Here is a 26,967-nt window from a genome sequence, read left to right as displayed (position 1 = left end):
AACAGGATAGTCTGCCATATGGGTTATATTGGTTTCCATTTTACAATTCTTTTTTCAACAAGTCCCACCAAGGTCCACATGCCAAGCCCCATGGCAGACAACCAGAGAATGGCGGCAAACACCAGATCCACTTGGAGACGGGCATTGGACTGAATCATGAGAAACCCCAGGCCCTGCTGGGCACCCACCCATTCACCGATAACCGCGCCGATGGTGGCCACAGAGACTCCCACCCTGAGACCGGAAAAGAACTGGGGCAATGCCCAGGGCCAGTAAAGCCGCATGAAGGTGTCATAAAAAGAGGCCCCCATGAGCCGGAACAACACCCGATAAGCGGGATCACAATTTTTCAGCCCCGACAGCAAACTCACCGTGATGGGAAAAAAAATAATAATCCAGGCCATGAACACCTTGGAGGCAATACCATATCCCAGCCACACCACCAGAAGCGGCGCCAGGGCGAAAACAGGCACTGCCTGGGATGCCACCAGAAAGGGAGCCAACGCCTTTTCCAGTGACGGTTTTGAAAACATCAGGGTGGCCAGGGGTACCGCCGTGCACAGGGCCAGCACGATTCCCAGAACTATTTCAAGAAGCGTGATGACCGCATGGGGAAAAATCAACGACGCCCGGGTCACCGCCGTGACCAGGATAACGGAAGGCGGCGGCAGTATGAACACCGGGATGTCCATGAGCCGGGTGGCAGCTTCCCACACCCCCAGAATCAACACCACCAAGGTCAGGGAAAGATAATCAGATGATGTCACAGTTCTTTCTCCTCCAGCTGTATCAAAACCTGTTCCTTGATGGCCATAAGTCCGGGATCGGTGAACTTTCGGGGTTTTTTTTGATCCAGCACAAACCGCCGGGTAATCTCCATTGGGGAATGGCTGAGCAGATACACCTCATCGGCCAGAAGCAGTGCCTCTTCAATGTCATGGGTGATCATAAGAATGGTCTTTTTAAATTCTGTCTGGAGCAGCAAAAGAAGGGATTGCAGCCGTCGCCGGGTGATGGCGTCCAGGGCCGACAGGGGTTCATCCAGCAGGATCAGATCCCGATTAAACATAAGCGTTCTCACAAGGGCACACCGCTGACGCATCCCACCGGACACCTCATGGGGCAGATAGGTTTCATAACCGGCAAGTCCCATGCGCTTAAAAAGGAATTTTGCCCTTGCTGTCATTTCAGGCATGGGTGCTTTTCCGACTTTTGCTGGCAACAAAGCATTGTCAAGCAGGGAAAACCAGGGCAGCAACAGATCTTTCTGCTGCATGTAAGCGGCATGGTTACCCAGATGGGGCAAAGGACTTCCCTTCCAGGAAATGTCTCCCCGGTCCAAGCTTATCACATGGGTCAACCCGTCAAACAGGGTACTTTTTCCACACCCCGAAGGCCCCACAAGGACATTGAACTGCCCCTGCCCCACTGTCAGGCAGAACTGGGAAAAAATTGGCTGCGCCCCATATGTTTTTGCTGCACCTGAAATTTTAAGCATACACCCCTCGAACCTGATAAAAACAAAATCTGGCCATGGCAATTTTTGTGCTTAGTCACAACATGGGCCACATGGGAACCGGAACGGCGGACCTTTAAGGACGGCATCATGCCATCTTCATCATTATTTGTATCGGCAGGCCGACATTGTCGTCATATGAAAACTTCAAAGGGAAGGAACAGGGGAGGAAAACAAAAAAAAGACTTTCCTTCGCCAGAATTATCTGGATCAGGTTCCAGGAGTCGAGACACATACAAGTCTCCTCTCAGCCGATTGCCACCGGCTCCCCCAGCCTACTATCGAATTTTGGTAAATATTCGATCCGCACTCCATCTTCACCTGTTTTGGCCTACTCACATAGCATTAGTATGCTACGCAGCCCCAAACAGGTGAAGATGGGGCACTGTCCAAACATTTACTGAGCAAAGCCGAATATTTACGCATTTTGCACTGGTTTTTGTGAAATATCATGGCCACAACAAGATTGTCAACGCCAGTTATTTATTCTTCTTCAACCATTCAATGATATCATCGGACTCATACAGGGCAGTTCCATCTATAATAAGACACGGTACCTGTGCTTTACCACCGATATCGAGCAAGGCTTGTAGATTTTCAGGGGAGAAATCTCGATCTGCCAGGGGAATGGAAATGTTATTTTGTTTCATGAAATTAAGTACTTTTTTACAATAGGGACAGGTGGAGGTCATATAAAGTTTCAATTCAGCCATTTAATTCCTCTTGAGTTAATCATTATGGGGTAATTATGATTCAGACATCGTTGTACCATGAGAGACTGATCACAAGATTTGCCATTCTGGTATACCATAACGTTTTCCCATGGATAATTCCAGTTCTGAAACATAAAGTTCTATGTTATATATGGGCCTTGGTCACAACATGGTCCCCCCTGGGAAGGGGTGAGGCTTGCGTTATTGGGATTATCGGTGGTTTTAGCGTTTGCGCAGGCTTGTGGTCAATAACGCCAATAATACACGCCTGACCTCGTTGACCCAATACTTATGACGATTGGCCCATGTTATGATCAAGCCCTATATATGCCAGATCATCGGGTAAATCATAAAGGAAATCCCCTCATTTTTAAAAAACATTCAGGAAACAGTTTATGACAGACAAAGACGTAATCATCATCGGGGCAGGGGCATCTGGCCTGATGTGTGCCATAGCAGCAGGCAGACGTCAACGCCGGGTGGTGGTGCTGGACCATGGCAAACAGCCGGGACGTAAAATTCTCATGTCCGGCGGAGGACGTTGCAATTTCACCAATACCGGAGTGGAGGCAGATAATTTCATCTCCCACAACCCTCATTTTGTAAAATCAGCCCTGAGCCGTTTTTCCCAATGGGATTTTCTGGAGATGATAAACGCCCACCACATTCCTTATCATGAACGCAATCATGGTCAACTCTTCTGCGACAACAGCAGTGGAGACATCATGGAGATGCTTTTAAAGGAGTGTAAAAAAGCCAAAGTGGATATCCAGCTGGAGATCACCATTGATAAAATCCGTCAAATGGAATCCGGGGGTTTTGCAATTTCAACAAATCAGGGAGTCTTCCAGGGGAAATCCCTGGTGGTGGCTACGGGTGGGCTTTCCATTCCCGGAGCCGGGGCCACGCCTTTGGGGTATCGCATTGCCGAACAATTTAATATCAAGGTGTGGCCCACCCGGGCCGGCCTGGTTCCGTTTACCCTGCAACCACCTGACAAAGCAAAATTGTCAAATCTGCCCGGCATAAGTGTGGATGCCACGGTGACGGTGGGGCAACACCATTTTCGGGAGAGCATCCTCTTTACCCACAGGGGTTTAAGTGGCCCGGCCATTCTCCAGATTTCTTCCCTGTGGCATCCTGGAGAAGAGCTGACCATTAACCTGCTGCCGGACATTGATCTTGAAAAAACTTTAATAGAGGCCCAGTCAACATCCCCCAAACGAAAGGTAAAGTCTCTGCTGGCAGATTTCCTGCCAAAACGGCTGGTGACAGTCATGGTGAATGAATCTCTGGCAGATCAAGCCCTGCACGGCCTTTCCCATAATAAATTTAGAACCATTGCCCACAGTCTTCACCAATGGCAGCTAAAACCCGGCGGTACCGAAGGATACCGCACAGCAGAAGTGACCCTGGGCGGAGTGGACTGTGATGCGATCTCCTCAAAAACCATGGAGACCCGTCAGGTTAAGGGGCTATTTTTCACGGGTGAAGTGCTGGATGTCACCGGCTGGCTGGGGGGGTATAATCTCCAATGGGCATGGTCTTCGGGATGGTGTGCGGGGCAATATGTTTAATTAATAAATACCTCCGCCAATTATATTCTGGATCAATTTATCAGGCATATGATGTGCTCTCAAAATCATAAACACACAACATATTCAATCTTATCCTCCTGACCAAAGCACATTTTAGGCCTTGGTCACAACATGGGCCACCCTGGGGAGGGGTCAGGCTTGCGTTATTGGCGTTTTCGTTTAAAATTATCTTTATTCTTAGACACTTGTCAAAAACACAATAACACAAGCCTGACCCCGTTGCTCCGCCAATTGTGATGAAAGGCCCATCTTATGACCAAGCCCACATTTTAAAAATTGGCGAAGGCATAACAGCTACAACCCGTTTTTATACAAATCCTCATTAAAGCCAATGATAAAACGATTTTTCAGGCGAAGGGTCGGAGCCCTGAGGTTTCCACTGGGTCCCATCACCTGTTTTAAAATTTTATCTTTATCGTCCGTGGCCGGATTCCAATGTTGAACTTTTTTTCCCTTTGCCGTTGTAACCATATCTGCGCCTTTGATCATTTCCCAGGCAGCATCGGCATCAAATCGCTCTTTTCTTGCATCCACAACCGTTTTCATGGTTACTTCTTTTTCCCCAAGAACCTCCTGGGCGTTTTTACATGAGGCTCAGCCCTTACGAATATATGCCCACTCTATGTCCATCTTGTCCTCCTGAATCAACAATGGCTGCACCCCTTGTGTGTGGACTTAGCCACAAGCCTTTTCACCAGGGGTTTTAAAATAAGAAACAGCAGTGTCACCGCTGCCAATATGGCCACCGGGCCATGGTGTTGATGGGTCTGGGACTGCACCCAGGAACTGATATCAAGCCCCAGAAACCCATAGATTCCATTGACCAGTAACCCCATAACCAGGGAGCATATTACAATGGCCGACAGGTAAATTACCATGGTTTTTTTCCCCAGTAACTTTGACACCACGGTGATGGTGGCCATATTGGTGGCCGGTCCCGCCAGGAGAAACACCAGGGCAGCTCCTGGTGAAAGCCCTTTTAAAGCCAGGGCCGCTGCAATGGGAGTGGATGCGGTGGCGCACACATAAAGGGGGGTGGACAGAGCAATCATGACGAGCATGGAAAAAAGCCCATCCCCCAGATATGATTCAATGAAATGGGGAGAAATATACACCGTTATAACCCCGGCAAGACCAATGCCCACCAGCAGCCAGGTGCCGATGTCCTCCAGAAGATCCCCAAAGGCAAACCCCATGCCCTCTTTTAACTTAATCCCCATGGTTTTCTTTTCTGTCTTGTGAGATCCGCAGCCGCAGGATGGTGCCATGGTAAAAGGCGTGGCTTTGGGGGTTGGGGGCGCTTTGTCCAGCAGATTCACCCCGATGCCTGTGATGAGTGCCGTTAAAAATGCCGCCACCGGCCGGATCACCGTCATTACAGGGTCCAGCAGAGCATAGGTCACCGCAATGGAATCCACCCCCGTTTCCGGCGTGGAAATCAGAAAAGAGGCGGTGGCGCCCTTACTTGCCCCCTGCTCCCGCAATCCCGCCGCTGCAGGAATCACCCCACAGCTGCAAAGGGGAATGGGTACACCAAACATCGATGCTTTGAGAACGCTTGAGGCTTTCCCCTGCCCCAGATGTTTCTGGATAAAATCATTGGGAATGAATGCCTTGAGCAGCCCTGCCATGAAAAAACCAAACAAAATAAATGGGGAGGATTCAAGAAGAATGCCCCAACATGCGGTTATAATATTATAAATTGTGTCAACCATGATCTCTCCAATCAATATATGATAATACATTCATATGAAAAGCGTAAAAAAAAACAGGGTCAGGCTTGCTCTTCCTGAATATGGGCCAATCCATCACTTAAAAGTTCACGCACATGGTCATCATCCAGGCTGTAATAAACCATCTTTCCCTCTTTGCGAAATTTCACCACCTTTGCCCCCCGCAACACTCTAAGCTGATGGGATACCGCCGACTGATTCATGCCCAGCACTTCCACCAGATCACACACACACAACTCTTGCTCGTACAGGGCATTGAGGATACGAATACGGGTGTGATCTCCGAAAACTTTAAAAAAATCAGCCAGATCCATTAAAACCTGACGGGCTGGCATTTTTTCTTTTACCCGTTCCACGGCTTCCGGATGAACACATTGAATCTGGCATAGCTCCGATCTTACATCCTTGATCTTTCTCATTTTTATTCCTCTAAATCGGGCTTGGTCACAACATGGACCACGTGTCACAATTGCTGGACCAACGGGGTCAGGCTTGTGACCAAGTCCACTAAATAAACAGTCAAACATCAACCTGGACAAGCCAGAATTAAACATGTTTTCTGATTCTCTTTGCAAAATAACACGAAAATCAGAGATAGACTCCAACAATCAATACTGTCCAAACATTAAAATATTATATGAACATTTATTCATATAATCAACAATTATTTTACGGCGATGTAAAAGAACAGTTAAAAAACACATAGTAAATGCCGGAAGGCATGGTAGCTTAAAAGTTGTCTTTTTAACCCCATTCCCCTATAATTAAATCAATATGCTGATCAACAACAGCTTCCCTTCAACGGAGGGCTCATCCATGAAAACACACAACACCCTGCAAAAAAATTATCAACACGCATCAGACCTTTTCGCCCATAATCATCAGGCTCAGGCCCTTTGCTGCTGCAAAGAGATACTCCAGCAATGGCCCTGCCATGCAGACACCCTGCACCTGATGGGAGACATTGCCTTTGAAAAACAAAATTTTGCCCAGGCAGCAGGATATTTTCAACGGGCATTAAAAAAACATGAAGACAAGGCAAGCGATTATTTTGCCCTGGCAAAAACTTTCATAAAAATGAAAAAATTCAAACCTGCGGAAAACGCATTTTTAAAAGCAGTGCAACTGGCGCCGGGGAATATCGATATCCTTATAAACCTTGGCAATTTCATGGAAGGACAGCACCGCATCCGGGCAGCAGCGGCATGTTTCAGCCGGGCCATCACCATCAACCCCTCCCTTCCGGAACTCTATCTCAAACTTGGCACCCTGCAAAGCATACTGGGGGAAATCCAATCCGCCATTTTCAATTTCCAGGTGCTCTGTGAAATGGAACCACAAAACATGAGGGCAAAACACATGCTGGCCGCCCTTGAAGGAAAAAACACAGATGCCGCCCCCGAAACATATGTAAAAGCTCTTTTTGATCCGGGGTCAAGCGCCTATGACCGTCACATGCTAAAGGGTCTTGATTATCGGGTACCGGAGTTGATGGTGAATCTGTTAAATACCACAGATGCGTCCCATCGCAAATTTGATAATGCCCTGGACCTGGGCTGTGGTACCGGCCTTGGCGGCACGGTATTTAAAAAAAAATGCAACCGCCTGACGGGCATTGATCTGGCCCCTAAAATGGTTGAAATCTCCCGTCAGAAATCCATTTACGATGCATTGCATGTGGGTAATATCCTGGAACTGCCCAGCATCTGCAACGAGACATTTGACCTTTTTATTGCATCTGATGTGCTGGTTTACATAGGAAAGTTGCCGCCCCTGTTTACCGCCATCAGCCAATGTATCCGTCCCCGAACACTGTTTGTTTTTTCCACAGAAAGCCTTGCTGGAAAAGGATATAAACTTCAGGCCAGCGGCCGCTACGCCCATTCAAGACAATACATTAAAACAATTGCCAATACCTATGGTTTTGAATGCAAGGCCATTAAAGCAGAATGCATCCGAAAGGAAAGAGGCAAGGAGATGGAAGGAGATATCTGGATCTTGATTTTCAATGAGGATCTCCCGGGAGAATTCGGGCACCATACCGGCTGTTTCTTTAATGCTTAGGCAGTATTTAGCAATCGATATTTAAGCACACCAGCCTGACCCCATTCTCGTAAAATTGGCAGAAAAAACTTGAGCATCGAATATAAGGAGGATGTTATGTCAAAAAACCATAGCACCGCAAAAGAAGAAACCATCATCGTACACGGCATCAGCCAATGTCACACTACCAGCATGGATCTGGTTCCTCCCATTCACATGACATCCACCTTTAAATTCACAGACCAGCCCCACGCCCAGGAGGTATTTGCAGGCAGCCGGGAGGGATATCTCTATTCGCGCATCTCCAATCCCACCGTGGATCAACTCCAGGAAAAAATCGCCCTGCTTGAAGGTACCCAGGATGCCATTGCCACATCCTCCGGCATGTCCGCCGTGGCATCGGTGGTCATGTCCCTTGCCCGTCCCGGGGATAATATTATTGCCTGCAATGCGGTGTATGGCGGCACCTTTGCCCTGTTCCACAATCACCTTACCAACTTTAACATTGAAACCCGTTTTCTTTCGCCAAAGGACAGTAATGACACCGTCAACATTCTGCCCCTGATCGATGAAAAAACCCGACTACTTTATATGGAAACCCCTGCCAATCCCACCCTTGATATCATAGACATTGCCCTGTGGGCATCCATTGCCGGAAACCATGGTATCCCCCTGGTGGTGGACAACACCTTTGCATCCCCCTGGCTGCAGAAACCCATAAAACTGGGGGCGGATATTGTGGTCCACTCCGTCACCAAATACCTGGGGGGGCATGGGGATATCATCGGCGGTGTCATTGCCGGAGAAAAATCCATGACCACCAGAATCCGTGAAGCCTATGTCAATCATTTTGGTCCATCCATGAGTCCCTTTAATGCATGGCTGGTTCTTCGAGGCATCAAGACCCTTGTGGTGCGTATGGAACGGCATTGTCAGTCCGCCATGACCATTGCCCGATGGCTTGATACCCATCCCAGTGTCAGCCGGGTCTATTACCCGGGTTTACCCTCCCATGCCAATCATGACATTGCCGTCAAACAAATGAAAGCATTCAGCGGGATCATGTCCTTTGATGTAAAAGGTGGCATGGAAACTGGGAAAAAAGTACTCAATGCGGTGAAGCTGTGTACCCTTGCTGTCAGTCTGGGAGATTGCGAAACCCTGATCCAGCACCCGGCCTCCATGACCCACGCCACCTACTCGCCGGAGGATTTGAAAAAAGCGGGAATTTCTCCAGGGCTAATTCGCCTGTCCGTGGGACTTGAACATCCCGATGACATCATTGCCGATCTTGACCAGGCCCTTGCAATAATGCCCTGATATTCTGCCCCAAAGTACCACACAGTATTATTTAATATATTTAAAATGGGTTAAATCAGGCCAGATGCTCAGGCATGAACTTTCTGGGAATCTCAATATTTAACCCATTGAAAATATATATCAAAAGCCCTTAATTCTACCCATCAACATCACTGACATACCGCATCTTGCATCTCTTCCTGCCTACCTGGGGTCATCTTTACAATTCCTGGGATGTGATTATCATGTTTTCCTGACATGACCACATACCAGTATCCCATAGAACAGGAGCCTATATCGCACATGAAAGGAAATCTTGCTTCCATCCATACCGTCCCCGAAACCGATGTATTCAATGAGGCGTACAGCAGCCGGGAACTCAATGCCATCATCGTAAAAGGTGCCCGGGAGCACAACCTGAAAAACATAGATGTGGAGCTCCCCAAAAAGAAACTCATAGTGTTCACAGGTGTCTCAGGCTCTGGAAAATCCAGCTTGGCCTTTGACACCATCTTTGCCGAAGGGCAGCGACGCTACGTGGAATCGCTGTCTGCCTATGCCCGGCAGTTCATCGGCCAGATGGTCAAACCCAGGTACGAAACCATCAGGGGGTTGTCCCCCACCATTGCCATTGAACAGAAGGCAGCCAGTAAAAATCCCCGGTCCACCGTGGGTACCATCACCGAAATTTATGATTATCTCAGGGTGCTATTTGCCCGCATCGGAGAGCAGTATTGCATAAAGTGCGGTAAAAAGGTGGGAAGGGGTAATGCCCAGAGCATGGTCACCCAGCTTCTTGAACTTCCCCGATCTTCTAAAATCATGCTGCTGGCCCCCATTGTGGAAAACCGCAAGGGCGAACACAAGGAAATGCTGGAAAACCTGAAAAAAGAGGGCTATGCCCGTATCCGCATTGACGGTGTGGTGCAAAACATTGAAGATGTCCAGACCCTGGCCCGGCATAAAAAGCACAACATAGAAGTGGTGGTGGACCGCCTGGTGATCAAGGAAGACGAGGTGTTTAAAAAACGCCTCACCGACTCCGTGGAAGCAACCCTGAAGCTTGGCAACAGTGAACTCATCGTTCACATACCCGGCAGGGAAGACATGAAGATGAGCGAGGCCCGCTCCTGCTGCGGCATTGCCTACCCTGAACCCGAACCCAGCCTGTTTTCATTCAACTCCCCCCTGGGAATGTGCCCTGCCTGCAACGGCATCGGTACATTGCTGTCCATGGACCCGGATAAAATTGTGCCGGACCCCATGCTCACCATCCGCCAGGGAGCTGTGGTGCCCTGGAAAAACTATTTTTTAAAGAAAAGCAAATACAACGACCACAACAATGCCTGGGGCCTGGGCCAGCTGCTGGCCATGGAAGAGCAGTGGGGCATTGGATTTGATACGCCCTGGAAGGATCTCCCAAAAAAACAGCAGGATCTGATCCTTAGAGGGGCCGGTAACAGGACATTGACGGTGACCTGGAACTCGGAGAAGATAAAAGGCGAAGTGGAAAGAACCCACGAAGGCGTCATGAACACCCTGATGCGCCGCTACCGCACGACCCAGTCCGAAGGAGCCAAAAAATATTACGCCAACTTCATGGCGGAACGCACCTGCACCGCCTGCGGGGGAAAACGATTAAAGCCCGAGGTGCTCCATGTGTTCATTGAGGGAAAATCCATCATTGACATCACCGAGATGACCATTCGCCAGGCCCATGATTTCATCCGCACCCTTGAACTTTCCGGCAACAAACAGCTCATTGCCGGGGAACTTCTCAAGGAGATCACCAATAGATTAGGCTTTCTGGTGAATGTGGGGCTGGATTATCTCTCCCTGGATCGCAAGGGTCCCACCCTGTCCGGGGGGGAATCCCAGCGCATCCGCCTGGCCTCCCAGGTGGGATCGGAACTCACCGGGGTGCTTTATATCCTGGACGAACCCTCCATTGGCCTGCACCAGAGGGACAATGCCAAGCTCTTGAAAACCCTGCGCCATTTACGGGACATCGGCAACACCCTCATTGTGGTGGAGCATGATGAAGAGACCATGCAACAGGCGGACTGGATTCTGGACATCGGCCCCGGGGCTGGCAGACTTGGGGGACAGGTCATTGCCCAGGGCACCCCCGAGGAGATCCGCAACAACCCGGCTTCAGTGACCGGTGCCTTTTTAAACGGCAGTGAAAAGATTGAGATCCCCGCAACCCGAAAAAAACCAGAAAAAGACAATGATCACTGGATCACCATCCACCGGGCCGCCGAAAATAATCTGCAGAACATTAATGTAAAAATACCCCTGGGACTTATGGTTGGCATCACCGGGGTCTCCGGGGCTGGCAAATCCACCCTCATCAACCAGATCCTCTACCCTGCCCTGGCAAGAAAACTGCACAACGCCACCCTGGAGGTGGGCAAACACAGAAAAATCACGGGTCTGTCGCTGATGGACAAGATCATCAACATCGACCAGAAACCCATCGGCCGAACCCCCCGGAGCAATCCGGCCACCTACACCAAAGTGTTTGATCCCATAAGAGATCTGTTTGCCCTGCTCCCGGAATCCCGGGCCAGGGGCTATCAAAAAGGGCGCTACTCGTTCAATGTCAAGGGGGGACGCTGCGAATCCTGCCATGGAGATGGATATATCAAGGTGGAGATGCATTTTCTGGCAGACGTATTTGTCCCCTGCGAGGTGTGCAAGGGCAAACGGTTTAACCAGGCCACATTGGAGATCAAATACCGGGACCACTCCATTGCCGATATTCTTGAACTGTCCGTGGTGGAGGCCATGGAACTGTTTGCCAGCCACCCGAAAATCACCCGGATACTGCAGACCCTCATGGATGTGGGGCTCTCCTACATTAAATTGGGCCAGGCGGCCACCACCTTGTCCGGCGGGGAGGCCCAGCGCATCAAGCTGGCCCGGGAGCTGGCCAAGCGGGACACGGGGCAGACCCTGTATATATTGGATGAACCCACCACCGGGCTGCATTTCAGGGACATCCGCATGCTGCTTGAAGTGTTAAAGCGACTGCGGGATTCGGGAAACACGGTACTGGTCATTGAGCACAACCTGGATGTCATTAAAACCATGGACTGGCTCATTGATCTGGGTCCGGAAGGGGGCAGCCAGGGGGGTAAAATCGTGGCCCAGGGTGCACCGGAAAAGGTGGCAAAATCAAAAAAAAGCCATACCGGATATTACCTGAATCAAGTGCTCTAAAAACGGGGTCTGGCTTGCCTTATGGGGATTATTCATCCGGTTGGGACTGCGGTTCCACAGCAGTGATGGATGCCCCATGTAGTAACCATACCCGGACGCATCCTGTTACTCCCGTCGGATACCCAGTACCTCCCGGCAATAGACGACGCTCCTGCGGATGGCATCCACCTCCATTTCCATGGCCTTTTCCATGTCATCAAGGGGTGTCTCAAGCTCCGTCTCAATGTTGATGCGATCCATGCTCGAGTGATCCCGGAAAATTTCATAGGCGCGCTTCATGTCGATGTCGCCCTCACCCACGGCCTCACCAATCAGCTTGAACCCCCAGCGCTGGAACTCAATGCGGTCATCCCGAAAATGGTTTGTAAAGGCCCGGGGTGCCAGATTTGCAATGGCGGTCATGGGATCTTCGGTGACGTGCAGGGCGTTGACGGTGTCAATGCAGGCCCCCACCGAGGGATGATCCACCTGCTTCAGGAGCCAGAGGATTTCCTCGGAAAAACTGTCGCAATGGTTTTCCACGGCAATGCGGATGCCCATGTCCCGTGCCAGGGGGGCCACCTGCTTGAGCTGGCTGGAAAAGGCCGTCATCTGCTGTACCACGTCCGGATGAAATCGACTGGCAGACACTGGCCGGGGCCGTTTAATATCCATGCTCACCTTGACAATATCCGCCCCCATGGCCTGGGCCGTGTGCAGGGCCTCTGATAAATCGTGCTGGATACCGATGCCAAATTTCCCAAAATCCATGGAAAAATTATATTCAAGATAGAGATTCCGCTCCCGGGCCGCGGCCCCCACCTCTTTGAGAAAATTTATATCCAGGGTTTCAAGCACCCCGTCATCCAGATGAATACCCTCCAGATCCAGATCCACCACCATGTCCATCAATTGAAATGTGGATATCTGTCGGGGCCAGGGCCATTCGAATCCGGCCCAGTCCTGGCCGATGCCATGCAGATTAAGGCTATAGGTGTGCAAGCCGATTTTCATTTTTATTTCCTTTCTTGATTTATGATCAGGGCTTGATCGTAACAGGGACAGCCATGGATAAACATGTTATGGGCAAATAAATAATTGTGGTAAATATGGGGCACTGCCCAGACAGATACAATAGCAACCCGAATATTTACGAACTAATGGTTCCATTAAAAAAAGGGTTTAATATTCAAAAAATCATGATTAATGTGTATATTGATTTTTAAAAAAATAACATCAATTTTTCAATTTCCCACCTGAATCTCATTGACATGTTCCGGCACTGTTTTAAATGGCAGGAGAAACTTGATCAAAACACCATAAAGGAAAAAATACCTTGAGTATTTACTTCGGCACCATACTGTACATTGATTTAACCACAGGTATAATCAAGACCACCCCTTTTCCAGAAAAAAACTTTTATGGATTTCTCACCGGAAGGGGGTTCAATGTCCATCACCTGTACCATCACCTCCCCAAGGGGATTGATGCCCTGGATGCAGAAAACATTCTTATTTTTTCCTGCGGTATGCTCACAGGTACCTCCGCCCCCACAGGTGCCCGGCTTCACATCAATGCCCTATCCCCCATGACCGGCATGCTGGGCAGTTCCAACATCGGTGGATCGGCAGGGGCCTGGCTGAGATCCTGTGGTATCATGAGCCTTATCATCACCGGTAAAAGTAAAGCCCCTGTGTGGCTCCACATAAATGAAAACACGGCCGAACTTCGGGATGCAGCGTCCCTGTGGGGACTGGATGCCATGGAGACCCAGGAACGGCTGGCAACAGAAAAAGGAAAACAGCCCAAAATGTTCACCATCGGCACGGCCGGCGAAAACGGATGCCGATTTGCCAACATCATCAGCGGCAATGACCACGCCGCTGGCCGCACAGGTATGGGGGCTGTGATGGGTGCCAAAAACCTGAAGGTTATTGGCATTGAAAAGGGGCACCGCAAACTTCAAAACCCCAATGCCGAGGCCTTCCGCCGGGCCAACAAGGCCTACGTGGATGCCTTGAAAGCCACATCTAATTTTGATATTTTTTCCCGACTGGGGGGGGCCGGATATGTAAACTGGGCCAATGACAAGGGTATCATTTCCGCCTACAACTACCGTGACAGCACCTTTCAGGAAATGGATCAGCTGGATGGAAAGCATCTGGTGGAAGATGTGGTTAAAAAAAGAGGATGTTTTGGCTGCCCGGTGCAATGCAAAGCCCAGCTTGTTTTATCCAAAGGAAATCATAAGGGGGAAACCGCCCACCGCCCGGAATTTGAGCCCATGATTAATCTGGGTTCCAAATGCGGACTCAAGGAGATCGACGCGGTGGTACATCTGGATAATCTGTGCACCCGGCTGGGCATGGACTCCACCTCCGCCGCCACCACCATCGCCTTTGCCATGGATCTGTTTGAACGGGGAATTTTAACAAAAAATGATACAGACGGACTGGACCTGACCTGGGGCAATGCCAGCGCAATGGAAAGCATCATCCGGCAGATGGCCAGAAACCAGGGGCCACTTGGCACTTTGCTCTCCCAGGGAGTCATGAGGGCCGCCCAAATCATCGGGAAAGGATCGGAAAAATTTGCCGCCCATGTCAAGGGGCTGGAACTCACCGCCTACAACCCCGGGGCCATCATGGGGTCAGCCCTGGGATATGCCATTTCAAGCAGGGGCGGAGATTACAACAATGTATATGCATCCTTAGAGTATGGATGGCCGCCGGAAAAAGCAATGGAGGCATTTGGCACGGCAGATGCCGTGGATATCACCCTGCCAGGTGGCAAAGGTGCGCTGGTGAAACGAGCAGTTCTGGTTAATATAATGGTGGATTGTCTGGGGCTTTGCAAGGTACCGGTGCTGTCTCTGCTTGGCACATTTAACCTGGAATATGAAGCATCCCTGGTGTCAGGACTCATCGGAGAAACCATAACACCGGAGACGCTTTTCAGTGCCGCCGCCCGTGTGGCGGCACTGGAACGAAAATTCAACCTTCGCCATGCCCCGGAAAAGGCGGAAGACACCCTGCCGGAAATGTTTTTCAACACAGAAAAAAGCATCCTTTCAGAAAAAACGGTTCAGGGCATGGTCCAGGATTTCTACAGCGCCATGGGCTGGGACAGCAACGGCGTTCCGCCGGATGACCTGGAATAAATGTAAACCTGGGTTAGGGCATCAACATCATAGGATTGGAACAACCAACCCCTAACCTGGACAAGCCAGAACCAAAAAGGTTTTCTGATTCTGTAGCCCAAATAACACAAAAATCAAAGATAAGAATATAAGTTCACAGCCACACCGGATGCACATCAGCCAGGGTTTCTCTGATGCTTTCAACCGTGGTGATCAGACGAAAATATTTCAACGCCATCCCAAGATTCAAGGCCAGCAATTCCAGCAGGCTTTTTTCAAGTGGGGTGATTGTCCACACCTCAGAATGATACAAGCGTAATGCCCCAATGGTTTTGCCCTTTACATTAATGGGCAAAGAAACAATGGCACGAATTCCCTCCTGTTTTGCCTTTTCAGGATACTGAAGTTTATCAGATGCATGGGTATCAGGGATGATCACGGTCTCCCGGTTGGAGGGAATCTCTATACTCTTATCCACCAGGATGGGACCTTTATTAAGATAATCGGCGCTAAGCCCCTGGGTAGCCACAATTTCCAGTTCGCCTTCCATGGCGTTCAGCACAAACAACGTGGCACCTTTCACTTTCATGCTGCCGATGAGCAGCTGAATGAGCTGATTACTCATGGCATCTAAAGTATTGGACGATGTCACTGTTTCCAGAATAAACTGGTAAATATCCAGATCAATTTTATTATGTGACGACATGGGTTCCTCCTTTTAAATCAAGTCAGAATAATCACTTCAACGCCCTTGCCAATACTGCCAGCCACTTTTTTTGAAACACTGGGACTGAAAAAACGGATCACCCGGCTGGGGGTTCTGCTCAGAACAATCAAATCCACACCCTCCGCCTTTGCAAATCTTAGAATTCCCTGGGCCACATCCATTTTAATGGGTATGAAAACACACTGTACCTGTGTCTTGTTGAACCCCTTAGTCAAAAGCCTGACCTTTGTCTGCTGAAGTGCTGCTTTCTTATCATCCAAAACCCCCCTTTGATAGCTCAAGTTTTGATTCATTTTCTCCATGATGGGGTTATTTCGTACATCAATTTCCAGAACAGGAGTATAGGCATGAAAAAGGGTGAGTGTAACCGCTGTGTCCATGGAAAAACGATTAATGATAAAATTCAAAGACTTTTCATCGTTGAGAGTCAAACTCAAAGGAATGAGAATATTCTTATTGATCATCTTGTCCTCCTTTCTTCAATGAAAAATTGCCACAACCTCTTTTTAAGATGAACACCCTGTATGCAGTGACATGAAGACTCCTGAAAGCCACGATGCCCGGCAGAACACCCGCCAAGTCTGACCCATTGAAAGATTGCCAGGCGCCGTGGAGTCACAAGTCCCGACCGGCAGAAAAATGACCAAGGTCCTCCACCTGCTGACCGGAAGTGCGAGAATGGGGTCAGGCTTGTGTTATTGGCGTTATCGCCCAAAGCCGGGGCGAAACCGAAACGTCAACGATAATGCCCATAACGCAAGCCTGACCCCTCCTCGTTATATATCAAGATAAAAAAACTTGATCATTGAGTTATTTATACAGATCACCACGAATTCATCATATTGATACCCACAAATTTAACGACTTCTTCCTGCATCTGTTTGTACCTGTAGCCCACCACCTGGACAAGGTATGTCATTATTTTAAAGCCGATCAACGGATCCGCTTCCATGAGATTTTTGAGCAGAACACTTTTAATTTTAACCACTTGGCACCGACGCGACACGCAATAGGCGGACAAACTCATTTTATATGGCGGAATAAAGCAGGACCACCCGAATACCTGTGATTCCGGTTTTTCATTATAATGGGACGACATGGACTGCTCTGTGCTACTTGGTTTTGAATCTGGCATTTCAAAACGAAGCTGAACCTCCCCCTCTTTGACGATCCACATTTCTTTGGCAGCATCGCCTTCGCAAAAGAGCCTGTTTCCTTTTTGATACTCCTCAATGGTACAGAGTTCGAGAATTTTTTTTAATTCCGATTTTTCAAAGTCTTTAAAAATACTCAAATCCTCAATCATTTCAAGTTTCAACATAATTTCCCTCCTCATTTTCAGGTGAATAGAAAACAAACTAAGGGTGAATCCCCGGACTTTGCTCACAACATGGGCCACTTTGGGATGGGGTCATATGACGGCTCATGTAGATTGCATATCGAACTTATAACATTATTAAATTCTAAAAAAATCAATTTAAATGGCCGAAATTAGATCAAGCCCCCCCGACACGACATCGTCCACTATATGTTATGATCAAAACCGGGCATCCTGGAACCACAGGTCACAGCCGTAAAAAACAATGCCATAAAGCGCGAACCAAAGGAGTGCTGTTGATTCTTCGATGCCCGGTGTTTAAACAGAAAATTTGAATATTTATTGCAGATCAACCCGGATAATTCTAATACGAAATCATAAGGATAAGGAGAAGGAGAAGGAGAAGAAACAATCAGAAGCACTTAACATATTAGAATTGGCTCATATTGTGTTTCAGGGTCTTTTATTAAAATGGTTTTTGCGACGGGGTCAGTGCGACGGGGTCAGGCTTGTGTTATTGGCGTTATCGCCATCTGTTTATACAAACCAAAGCCCCCAATGATAATGCTAATAACGCAAGCCTGACCCCAACCGGATAAGCCCCTGGAATCCGAGATGAGCCTTAGAATATTAATGATGAGAAGAGGAAGAAACCGGCATGTATAAATAAAGGATATCGTGACACAGGGGTGGTGTCAAGCAAGATTTAGGCAGGGCCGCAATTCGGATTTAAAAAACCACAGACCCAATACCCGGAACAGCCCCTTAAAACTCAAAAAATCATATTTTAAAAAGGTGTCGCAATAAAGGGGTCGGATACGCCGACCCCTCCCGGACATTTAATCATCAAGTGAAAGCATACAGAGCTGTAAAGGTGGAGGATTATGACTTCAATCGATAGTTGGGTTGATCAAACACCTCAACATAATTCTGCCACAGGGTTTCTTTGCGAATCCGTCTGGATTTAATACGTGTTTTTTGAACAATATCCATGGGAATTTTCTTCTGGGAATACCATTTATCCGGGTCTTCCAGAAACTGAATCACCACCTGCACGGCATCCACAGCGGTGCCGCAGGAATGAATCAAATTTGGGGCAAAGGACGGGCCATATTTTTTTTCGGCGATTTTAATGGTCTGATTCCGGGCATCCTCCCACAGATTATCCGGGTCCAGCAGCACAATGGGGGCCAGGGGATTTTCATGGAGCTTCATGGAGGTGATGGAAATGGCCAGCTCTTCGGCCGTACCATACCCGCCGGTGTTGATGATGGGCAGATTACTCAGTTTCTGGATATGGTCCTGGCGGGGCAGTCTCAGCCCCTCTTTATACTTCATCAATCCGTCACAGGTGGTCAGCGATGCCTGGTTTTCCCCCTCCAGATCAATGGCCACCCCCACACTCATGATATTGTGTTTCCGGGCCAGATCATTGGCCTCTTTCATCAGCCCCGGTCCCCCGCCGTGGACGATGCCCATCTCGTCCCCCAGACGGGCGGCCAGCCGGTTCAAGAGATCTATGGTCAAGCGGTTATCGGCCTCATTGCTGTGGGATCCGTAAAAGGCAAACCAATACCTTACCCGGTCAAACCGCTCCTTGTCGTCGGGCTCCATGAAGCAGCCGTGGTAAAAGGTGTAGATTTTATCAATCTGGGTGTCATACCGCAGAAACTCACAATCCGACTGATCGGCATGGGTGAGTTTGATCATCTTTTTGACATAATCATCTTCAAAGGAGGGGGTGTCGGCATTGATAAGAAAAGTTCTCAACCCACTTCGCTTTAATGCGTCCATCACCTCGGTTTCAGGGAAAGATCGACCAATGAACACCCGGCTGTTCACACCCCCCAGGACGGACAATTTCTGCAGGGTATTTTTAAAGGCTCCGTTGCCGTCAATGGGATGCACCGGGTGGGATTTCCGGTGGGTACTTTCCACCACGCAGTTTTTGATCATCTCCAGCTGGGCCTCGCCATGGGGATTCAGGGCCTTGGGGATGGGCACAAAGTTGCCCTTGTTTAAAATCATGCCCAGGGAATCGGGCTCAATGGTTTGAAGCAGGTTACTCACCTCGGCGTTGGTTAACAGATCACACAGCCGATAGCCCTCTTTTACCTTGCTTTTTTCCAGGGGAACGGTGAGGGGATTCTGGGTGCGGAAAAACCGAATCTTTATTCTGATGGTGTTCAGCTCCATGTCCGTGTCGCCATAATTGTATAGTTCCACTTGGCGGTCCCGGAAGGTTCGGAACGGGTCCAGCACCATGGCTGACAAATGGTGCACGCCCCCGTCAACAGGAGTATCACCGGCTTCCCCCCCGGCCTGGGCCACAGACTCAATCACAGGATCAATCACCGCATAGATATCCCCCAGAGAAATCTTGATAGCCCCCACAAACAGCTCTCCGGGATGCAGCAGGGCGGTTTTAAGGTTCAGGGGAATTCTGGAACGAATGCGATTCAGGGCAATACGCCCTTTTTTAATGACGGCATTGATGCTGGAGGGGTTCATGGCATGGGGTTCAAACCGATATTGGTAGGGCTCCAGAGCCACAGAAATATAATCGCAGGCCTTGCCGGTAAGGGGATCAATTTCCTGCTGAATCTCAAATCCATCATAATATCCTTTTCGGACCTTCCGACCCACAAACAGCCGCTTGTGGAGATAATGGCGCACATCCTGAATTCTCAAATCCGGGTCCATGATCACCAGACGGCCGATCTCATCTCCCTTGTGAAACTGATCCAGCACATTGCCAAGCAGGGGATTGAGATTGTGAATGGAACCGTCCAGAAGCACATCCTGCCCGTCCACCACTGGAAGGGTTTCCGGGGTTCGGGGTATGGTGTTAAGGCCGATCTGTGCATTGCCGCTTCTGCCGGTGAAACAGAAGGGCTTTTTCTCATTGACGGCAGCTCTCATATAATCGGACACACCGGTGAAATGAAATACTGCATTGCGAACCTCCTGGTTTTCTTCCCGGGGTTCTATGGTAAATATGTGCCCGTCCGGGCTTATTATCTGGGGAATTTCCATGGGTATTTGCTTTCTTTTTTTTATATGAAACTCGTGCCATTCCGGCGACCGGGTCAGGTATTACCCTCCGCTCATGTATGCATGCGCATCTCTTCGAGCCTCGCAGCCCGTCCATGGGCTGCTCCGATGGAAATGGCAGCTTTTTCAGCGTCCATGCTAAAAGCTGCCATTTAATCCGCTCCGGGCAATACCTGCCCCGGTCACCTCTGCTATCGCGTTTCATGCTTTGTTGTGTCCGCCAGGACATGCGAGTTATATGAAAAAGAAGGTGCTGGGTACTGGGTGTTAACTGCAACTGCTTTTTCATTGTTCATTGTGGCAGGTGCTTACTGCCATGTATATTTTATATGAAAAGGTAGCCTTCAAGGCTACCTCAGCAGAGCCCCCTCGATGGGCAATAGGAACCGGTCAATTGGGCCGTCTACGGTTCCGGGCCAAGGCCCATTGCCCGTCGGGGGGCGGCGGCATAATGTCATTTGGCTCCGCGTCTACGACCCATTATTCGTTGTGTCGGCAAGCCGACATTTTACGGGCGCATTCCCTTAAAACTTATCATAAAAAATCATATCCTCATCCACCCCGAAACTGTCCAGGGTCTCCACAATGGAGTCCACCATAGCCGGGGGGCCGCACAGGTAAAACTCAATCTCGGAAGGATCTTCATGCTGGGCCAGGTACTCCTTTGCCAGATTATCCTGGACATAGCCGCACAATCCCTCCCAGCAGCCCGCTTCCGGGTCGGGCCGGGAAAGACACACATGGTAGGAAAAATTATGGTAGGTTTTCTCCATGTTGGTGAAGGTGTCATGGTAACAGATATCCTTGCGGGTCCTGGCCCCATACCACAGACTCACCTTGCGGGTGGTTTTGGCTCCCTCCAGCTGATCCAGCACATGGCTTCTCAAGGGGGCAATTCCGGCACCACCGCCCATGAAGCATTTTTCACAGTCCGTGTCTTTAACAAAAAAATCGCCATAGGGACCACTGACGGACACACGATCTCCGGGTTTAAGACCAAACACATAAGAGGAACCAAATCCCGGGGGAATCCCCATGGTTCCGGCAGGGGGAGTGGCGATTTTCACCGTCATCTTTAAAATATCATTCTCATGGGGGGGGTTGGCCAGGGAATAGGCTCTAAATCCCGGACTCATGCCGGTGGATGTCAGCTCCAGAAGATTGTACTTTTTCCATTCACTCACATACCGGCTGTCAATGCAAAAATCCTTGAAACACAACTCATACTCGGGTACGTCAATCTGGATATAACTTCCGGCTTTAAAAACCATGGGGTCATCGGGCCGGAGTACCAGTTCCTTGATGTAGGTTGAAATATTGTTGTTGGATACCACCTGGGCCCCCACCTTTGTGATGCCGAAGATGGATTCCGGCACCTGGATTTTCATATCATTTTTTACCTTGAGCTGGCAGGACAGCCGTCGGCCCATCTGTTTATCCCTGGGACTTAAATGGGCCAGCTCCGTGGGCAGGATGGCCCCACCGCCCTCTTGTACCACACACTTGCACATGCCGCAGGAACCGCTGCCACCGCAGGCCGATGGCAGAAAAATCCCATTGCTTCCCAGGGCGGACAAAAGAGACGGGGTGCCCATCACCGTCAAGCGGTTCTGGGTATTTCCATTGATGGTGATGCTTTTCTCTCCGGTGGACGAGACCCTGGCATCCACAAACAAAAGCATGCCCACCAGTAGCAAAATCACCATGGAAAAAACAATCAGACTGACCAGGTAAATCACATCAATCCCCCTTTATAACGGGCATGTCCTATCGGACACAACGAATATTGAAAATGGTATTATGCCGCCCCCCCACTCAAAGCGTAATACCGGAAAACATCATAAACGCCATGGCCATAAGTCCCCCCACAATCATGGTAATCCCAAAGCCAGAAAGCCCCTGGGGGACATCTGCATAGCGCATCTTCTTCTTAATGGTGGCCATGGCCGTGATTGCCAGCATCCAGCCCGTGCCGGAGCCTGCTCCAAACACAATGGATTCAATCAGGGTATATTCCCGTTCCACCATGAAAAGGGCAGTTCCCAGAATGGCGCAGTTAACAGCGATCAAAGGCAGAAAAACCCCCAGGGCTGAATAAAGCACCGGAGAATATTTATCAATGATCATCTCCACTGCCTGGACAATGGCGGCAATAACGGCAATAAAGGTAATGTATTTAAGAAAACTTAAATCAAGATCTCCCAGACCTGCCCAGGACAATGCCCCCGGTGCCAGCAGCCAGTGGTAAATGGCCCAGTTGGCGGGGGCCGTGATGGTGAGCACAAAAATCACCGCAAACCCCAGCCCCACGGAGGTTTCAATGTTGTTGGACACGGCAATGAAAGAACACATCCCCAGAAAATAGGAGAGCAGGATATTACCGATGAACACCGAATCTATAAACAGGCTGATGAGATCAATCATTGAATACACCTACTGTCCGGTTTTTTCTTCATGGGAGGCGCCGGGCAGACTGTTTTTCAGCCACACCAGAAGCCCGATAATAAAAAAAGCGCCGGGGGCCAGCACCATCAAACCCATGTGAGCATAGCCTGCATCCATCCACACCTGGGGCACCACAGAAATACCGATTATTTTCCCGGCCCCCAGAAGTTCCCGCACAAAGGCCACGGCTACCAGGATCAGACCATATCCCAGACCGTTTCCCAGACCATCGAGCAGGGCGGGCAACGGCGGATTGGCCAGGGCAAAGGCCTCGGCCCGGCCCAGAACAATGCAGTTGGTGATGATCAGCCCCACAAACACAGACAACTGCTTGCTGATATCATATAAAAAGGCCTGGAGCACCTGGTCAATGACAATGACAAGGGAGGCGATCACCGTCAGCTCCACAATGATGCGGATGGTGGAAGGAATCTGTTTACGCAACAGGGAGATGATAAAATTTGACATGCCCGTCACCACGGTCAAGGCAAGCCCCATGACAATGGCTGTCCTCATCTGTACGGTGACAGCCAGAGCCGAACAGATGCCAAGCACCTGGTACGCCACTGGGTTTTCCTTCCATATCCCCCGGAAAAACGTCTCTTTCAGCGTTAGATTTTCACTGCCCATACCTTGTATTTCCTTTTATGTAAATCTCCACACCAGCCCCCCGTCGGTGGGCGGTATAATGTCATTTGGCTCCGCGTCTACGACCCATTTTCTGATGTATCCGTCAGGCCCTGTCCATTTTTTTATATGAAAAGACAGCCTCCAAGGCAACCTCAGCAGAGCCGCCCCCCCGATGGGGCAATAGGAACCGGACAATTGAGCTGTCTACAGTTCCGGTCCGGGCCCATTGCCCGTCGGGGGGGCGGCGGCATAATGCCATTTGGCTCCGCGTCTACGACCCATTATTCGTTGTGTCTACCAGGAGATGCAGGTTATATTGCCCCTATTGCTGCCTCTGGCGAAGTCTCACCGACACCGCCTCATACCGCTCCAGGTTTTGTTTAATACCCTGGGTGAGATATTTCCCCGTCAGGGTGGCACCGCTGATGCCGTCCACATGGTTGGCCCGGGCATCTTCGGCCAGTGCATCCACACTGCCTTTGGCAATGCCAATGGATACAAATTCATGGGCAGCATTAAAAATTTTCTTGCCGATGAAGTTTTTCTGAAACCATGCCTTTTCAATCTCTCCCCCCAGACCCGGGGTTTCTGAATGGCTGTACACAGTGAAGCCGGCAACGGTTTCCCCATCGGCTTTCAGGGCCATGTAACCCTTTATTTTTCCCCATAATCCCCTGGACTCAATGGGGATAACATAGGCCTTCAGGGTCTGATCTTCCTGATATAGATAAAGGTTGAGTCCCTCTCCCGTCCCCTTTTCCATGAAATTTCCCTTGGCATCCACCGTAACCTCATGAATTTTATCCTGAAACAGCGATTGGATCTGCCCCCGGGAGGGTGTGGTCTCCATGCTCACGATTCCTGCGGCCCGGAGAATATTTTTCTGCCGGTCCAGGGTTCGATTCTCCTGTTGAAAGGGCTTCAATCCCGTGGAGGCCCCGGTGATGAGCAGACAGCACACCACAGCAACAAGGGCTGCAAATTTAACGGCATGGATTCTTTTGGCCTTTTCGGAGTTTTCAGACATTGGGAATCCTCCGGGCCGCATTGATCTTCACTGTCACATGATCTATCAACGGAGAAAAAACATTCATGAACAAAATGGAAAGCATCACCCCCTCCACATAAGCAGGATTCACCGCCCGGAGGAGTACCGTGAAAAATCCGATGAGAAACCCGTAAATCCACCGCCCACTGTCCGTACCCGGAGCGGACACCGGGTCCGTTGCCATGAATGAAATGCCAAGGGCAAAGCCCCCGGAAAAAAGATGGTACAAGGGCCCTGCGGAAAACCAGGTATCTGCGGGTCCGGGCAAGCCCTGAAAAACCAGTGCAGTGCTTATCACCCCGGCAATGCCGCCAAGGATAATCCGAAAACTTGCCACCCGGGTCACCATGAGAAATACAGCACCGACAAAACACAAAAAAGCCGAGGTCTCGCCGATACTTCCCGGATGCAGACCAAAAAATAATCGCTCCAGGGAAAACCCGGCGTTAACAATCATCTCCTGGATATGTCCACCGGTCCCCCCCACGGACAGAGCCGTGGCAGAACTAACTGCATCCACCCCGGGGGCCGTCACCTGCCACACGGCATTGCCGGACATGGAAACCGGGTAGGAGAAAAACACAAAGGCCCGGGCCGTCAGCGCTGGATTTAAGAGGTTGCGTCCCGTCCCCCCAAACACCTCCTTTCCCATGACCACCCCGAAGGAAATCCCCAGCGCCACCTGCCACAGGGGAATGGTGGGCGGCAGGGTCAAGGGAAATAACAACCCTGTGACAAGAAGCCCCTCTGTAACCTCATGCCCCCTCACCGTGGCAAAGAGAATCTCCCAGAAAAACCCCACCCCATAGGACACCGCGATGATGGGAAGCACATGGGAAGCACCGGTTAAAAACATTGCAGGTAAACTGGCTTGGCCCCCGTGATATTGGTATCCCACATTGAACATGCCAAACAGCGTCAGTGGCAGCAGGGCCAGAATAACAAAACTCATGAATCGCTTCAGATCAATGTTATCCCGGACATGGGGGGCGGTTTGTGTCACCGGAGAGGGTAGAAAAAAGAAGGTGCGGGTGGCCGTGTATATCCCCTTGAAGCGGGAAAATCGCCCGTCGGTTTTAAAATGGGGATCTGTTTTTTCAAACAAACTTTTTAATGGATTCATGACATCATCCGATCTCTATAACAGGTCTGTGCGGCCAGGTCCATGATGGCGGCCAGGTCAATTTTTGACGGACACACAAAGGTGCAAAGACCGCATCTGGTGCAGTCCAGCAATCCAAGGGAAAGGGCCTCGTCCATCTCCCCTGCCCCCGCAGCCTTCATGATGAACTGGGGCAGCAGATCCACCGGGCATTTTTTATCGCACCAGCCACAGTTGATGCAGGCCCTCTCTTCGCCATGGAGGGTGGCATCCATGGAAAGGGATGCTGATCCCAGACTGGAGACAAAGGTGGCAGATTCCGTCAGCAAATCCCGCCCCGGCCATGCAAAACCGAAAAAGGCATCTTTGTCCACGGCATCCATCACAATGGCCGAAGAAGTACTGATCCCCATGTGAGCATCCATCCGGGTAAGGGCACCGGTGAACAAGCCGCCGGTAATCACCCCCCTGACAGTCTGGATATCCCCCACAAGATGGGCAACCGGGCTACCCGCACGGGTTATATAATGGGCCGGGGGCCGTGCGGATGTGCCTGCAACCGCGTAAATACGTTTTGTATAATACTGCCCTGTTAAAAAAAGACTGCCCATGGCAATGAGATCCTGGGGTGCCATGGTGCATGCACGATTATCAGCAGCACTTTTTTTGATCTGATATAGCATCACACCGGGATCTCCGGCGGGATAGTGCTCCTGGGTGACATGGGTCACTTCATGGCACAGGCCCATTATCTTAAGGGGAGAAAGAAATTGTTGGGGAGTCCCCACAACCAGTTTTTCGGAAAGTTTTTCAAGAATGGCAAGCCCATGAAGAAAGCTAGCCTGCTGCTCTTTTAAATAAACAGCCGGTGACGGGGCAAAAGGATCACCCGTGTGAAGGGATATCACAGCCAGGGGAAAAGGTGAGTGGGCATCGGGGATATCCATGAAAGGAAACTGCCGGATAAGGGGCCAGACACCCCGCTGTTTCAGTAAATCAACAAGGGTTTCCCGGGGCATGGCATCAAGCATTTTTCTGGTAATGGGGGCAAAGGTATCAGCGGGTTTCGTTTCGCTGTCCAGACGAATAACAATTTCCTGCACCACCCGTCGCTCCCCGCGAACAATGCGCTCTATGGTTCCGCCACCGGGGGAAACCCATTGAACCATTGGATCTCGTTTATCCTTAAGCAATGGAGTGCCTGTTTGAACGACATCATTTTCCCGCACCAGGAGTTTTAATTTTACAAAAGGGGCTGTATCAGGTACCAGGGCCACTGTGTCCGGCGAACCAAGGGAGGTCAGCGTTGTATCCGGTACGCCGTTGAGTTGTGAGTGAAAAGTCTTGGCAAGTTTTAATCGTTTCATACACCCTGGACCGCTTTTTATCTGTTTGTGA

General features: G+C 49.9%; 21 protein-coding genes, 1 pseudogene and 1 riboswitch. Of the genes and pseudogenes, 5 read left to right on the top strand and 17 right to left on the bottom strand.

From position 1 onward, the window contains the following. Positions 1-23 precede the first annotated feature (23 nt). From ACYQ2M_RS16400 to ACYQ2M_RS16390, 3 genes are all read right to left on the bottom strand, one after another. Entirely contained in the window at positions 24-767 is a 744-nt protein-coding gene (locus ACYQ2M_RS16400) for an ABC transporter permease (protein ID WP_459917443.1), read from the bottom strand. Then, the gene (locus ACYQ2M_RS16395; RefSeq protein WP_459917442.1) at positions 764-1,498 is read right to left on the bottom strand and encodes an ABC transporter ATP-binding protein; all 735 of its coding nucleotides are present in this window, start codon (positions 1,496-1,498) and stop codon (positions 764-766) included. Before ACYQ2M_RS16395 ends, ACYQ2M_RS16400 begins: the two co-directional genes overlap by 4 nt. Before the next feature lie 188 nt (positions 1,499-1,686). Beyond that, a riboswitch (TPP riboswitch) is annotated at positions 1,687-1,798 on the bottom strand. Positions 1,799-1,995: 197 nt separating this feature from the next. Further along, positions 1,996-2,229 carry a glutaredoxin family protein gene (locus ACYQ2M_RS16390; RefSeq protein WP_459917441.1) on the bottom strand — a complete coding sequence of 78 codons (234 nt, stop codon included), beginning with the start codon at positions 2,227-2,229 and terminating at the stop codon, positions 1,996-1,998. Positions 2,230-2,624: 395 nt separating this feature from the next. Between ACYQ2M_RS16390 and ACYQ2M_RS16385 the strand changes: the two genes are divergently transcribed. Beyond that, a complete protein-coding gene (locus tag ACYQ2M_RS16385) occupies positions 2,625-3,806 on the top strand; it encodes a BaiN/RdsA family NAD(P)/FAD-dependent oxidoreductase (RefSeq protein ID WP_459917440.1) in 1,182 nt (393 codons plus the stop codon). Positions 3,807-4,121: 315 nt separating this feature from the next. Here ACYQ2M_RS16385 and ACYQ2M_RS16380 read toward each other — a convergent pair. From ACYQ2M_RS16380 to ACYQ2M_RS16370, 3 genes and pseudogenes are all read right to left on the bottom strand, one after another. Further along, positions 4,122-4,406, bottom strand: a pseudogene (locus ACYQ2M_RS16380) (ArsC family (seleno)protein); the annotation flags it as partial. Between the two features lie 65 nt (positions 4,407-4,471). Beyond that, positions 4,472-5,542 carry an SO_0444 family Cu/Zn efflux transporter gene (locus ACYQ2M_RS16375; RefSeq protein ID WP_459917439.1) on the bottom strand — a complete coding sequence of 357 codons (1,071 nt, stop codon included), beginning with the start codon at positions 5,540-5,542 and terminating at the stop codon, positions 4,472-4,474. A 59-nt stretch (positions 5,543-5,601) separates the two neighbouring features. Continuing rightward, positions 5,602-5,979, bottom strand: coding sequence for an ArsR/SmtB family transcription factor (locus tag ACYQ2M_RS16370; protein ID WP_459917438.1), 378 nt, complete (start codon positions 5,977-5,979; stop codon positions 5,602-5,604). A 397-nt stretch (positions 5,980-6,376) separates the two neighbouring features. On the opposite strand from ACYQ2M_RS16370, the gene ACYQ2M_RS16365 reads away from it, so the two are divergent. The 3 genes from ACYQ2M_RS16365 to uvrA all read left to right on the top strand — a co-directional run bounded on the left by ACYQ2M_RS16365 (position 6,377) and on the right by uvrA (position 12,127). Then, on the top strand, positions 6,377-7,624 hold the full coding sequence (locus tag ACYQ2M_RS16365; protein WP_459917437.1) for a methyltransferase domain-containing protein: 1,248 nt from the start codon (positions 6,377-6,379) through the stop codon (positions 7,622-7,624). Positions 7,625-7,720: 96 nt separating this feature from the next. Then, positions 7,721-8,923 carry a trans-sulfuration enzyme family protein gene (locus ACYQ2M_RS16360; RefSeq protein WP_459917436.1) on the top strand — a complete coding sequence of 401 codons (1,203 nt, stop codon included), beginning with the start codon at positions 7,721-7,723 and terminating at the stop codon, positions 8,921-8,923. A gap of 282 nt (positions 8,924-9,205) precedes the next feature. After that, complete coding sequence (uvrA, locus tag ACYQ2M_RS16355; protein WP_459917435.1) at positions 9,206-12,127, top strand: excinuclease ABC subunit UvrA; 2,922 nt, start codon at positions 9,206-9,208, stop codon at positions 12,125-12,127. A 105-nt stretch (positions 12,128-12,232) separates the two neighbouring features. Here the strand turns inward: uvrA and ACYQ2M_RS16350 are convergent, their stop codons facing one another. After that, complete coding sequence (locus ACYQ2M_RS16350; RefSeq protein ID WP_459917434.1) at positions 12,233-13,120, bottom strand: sugar phosphate isomerase/epimerase family protein; 888 nt, start codon at positions 13,118-13,120, stop codon at positions 12,233-12,235. Between the two features lie 322 nt (positions 13,121-13,442). Between ACYQ2M_RS16350 and ACYQ2M_RS16345 the strand changes: the two genes are divergently transcribed. Further along, positions 13,443-15,266, top strand: coding sequence for an aldehyde ferredoxin oxidoreductase family protein (locus ACYQ2M_RS16345; protein WP_459917433.1), 1,824 nt, complete (start codon positions 13,443-13,445; stop codon positions 15,264-15,266). Between the two features lie 133 nt (positions 15,267-15,399). Here ACYQ2M_RS16345 and ACYQ2M_RS16340 read toward each other — a convergent pair whose 3' ends face one another. The 10 genes from ACYQ2M_RS16340 to ACYQ2M_RS16295 all read right to left on the bottom strand — a co-directional run bounded on the left by ACYQ2M_RS16340 (position 15,400) and on the right by ACYQ2M_RS16295 (position 26,936). Beyond that, entirely contained in the window at positions 15,400-15,951 is a 552-nt protein-coding gene (locus tag ACYQ2M_RS16340; protein WP_459917432.1) for a GAF domain-containing protein, read from the bottom strand. A 17-nt stretch (positions 15,952-15,968) separates the two neighbouring features. Next, positions 15,969-16,436 (bottom strand): universal stress protein, encoded by a 468-nt coding sequence (locus tag ACYQ2M_RS16335; RefSeq protein WP_459917431.1) that lies wholly within the window; start codon positions 16,434-16,436, stop codon positions 15,969-15,971. A 359-nt stretch (positions 16,437-16,795) separates the two neighbouring features. Next, positions 16,796-17,293 (bottom strand): Crp/Fnr family transcriptional regulator, encoded by a 498-nt coding sequence (locus ACYQ2M_RS16330; protein WP_459917430.1) that lies wholly within the window; start codon positions 17,291-17,293, stop codon positions 16,796-16,798. 879 nt (positions 17,294-18,172) lie between these two features. Next, complete coding sequence (locus ACYQ2M_RS16325) at positions 18,173-20,326, bottom strand: LOG family protein (protein ID WP_459917429.1); 2,154 nt, start codon at positions 20,324-20,326, stop codon at positions 18,173-18,175. A gap of 542 nt (positions 20,327-20,868) precedes the next feature. Then, entirely contained in the window at positions 20,869-22,083 is a 1,215-nt protein-coding gene (gene nqrF, locus ACYQ2M_RS16320; protein ID WP_459917428.1) for an NADH:ubiquinone reductase (Na(+)-transporting) subunit F, read from the bottom strand. A 76-nt stretch (positions 22,084-22,159) separates the two neighbouring features. Next, positions 22,160-22,768 carry an NADH:ubiquinone reductase (Na(+)-transporting) subunit E gene (gene nqrE, locus ACYQ2M_RS16315; protein ID WP_459917427.1) on the bottom strand — a complete coding sequence of 203 codons (609 nt, stop codon included), beginning with the start codon at positions 22,766-22,768 and terminating at the stop codon, positions 22,160-22,162. A gap of 9 nt (positions 22,769-22,777) precedes the next feature. Then, on the bottom strand, positions 22,778-23,419 hold the full coding sequence (locus tag ACYQ2M_RS16310; RefSeq protein WP_459917426.1) for an NADH:ubiquinone reductase (Na(+)-transporting) subunit D: 642 nt from the start codon (positions 23,417-23,419) through the stop codon (positions 22,778-22,780). Positions 23,420-23,741: 322 nt separating this feature from the next. Continuing rightward, complete coding sequence (locus ACYQ2M_RS16305; RefSeq protein WP_459917425.1) at positions 23,742-24,446, bottom strand: FMN-binding protein; 705 nt, start codon at positions 24,444-24,446, stop codon at positions 23,742-23,744. Continuing rightward, the gene (locus tag ACYQ2M_RS16300) at positions 24,439-25,590 is read right to left on the bottom strand and encodes an NADH:ubiquinone reductase (Na(+)-transporting) subunit B (protein WP_459917424.1); all 1,152 of its coding nucleotides are present in this window, start codon (positions 25,588-25,590) and stop codon (positions 24,439-24,441) included. The genes ACYQ2M_RS16305 and ACYQ2M_RS16300 overlap by 8 nt, the downstream gene beginning before the upstream one ends. Next, positions 25,587-26,936, bottom strand: a complete 1,350-nt coding sequence (locus ACYQ2M_RS16295; protein WP_459917423.1) for a 4Fe-4S dicluster domain-containing protein — start codon at positions 26,934-26,936, stop codon at positions 25,587-25,589. The genes ACYQ2M_RS16300 and ACYQ2M_RS16295 overlap by 4 nt, the downstream gene beginning before the upstream one ends. Between the last annotated feature and the right edge of the window lie 31 nt (positions 26,937-26,967).

Source organism: Desulfocicer niacini, assembly GCF_054657595.1.
This window is presented reverse-complemented; position numbering and strand designations above follow the sequence as displayed.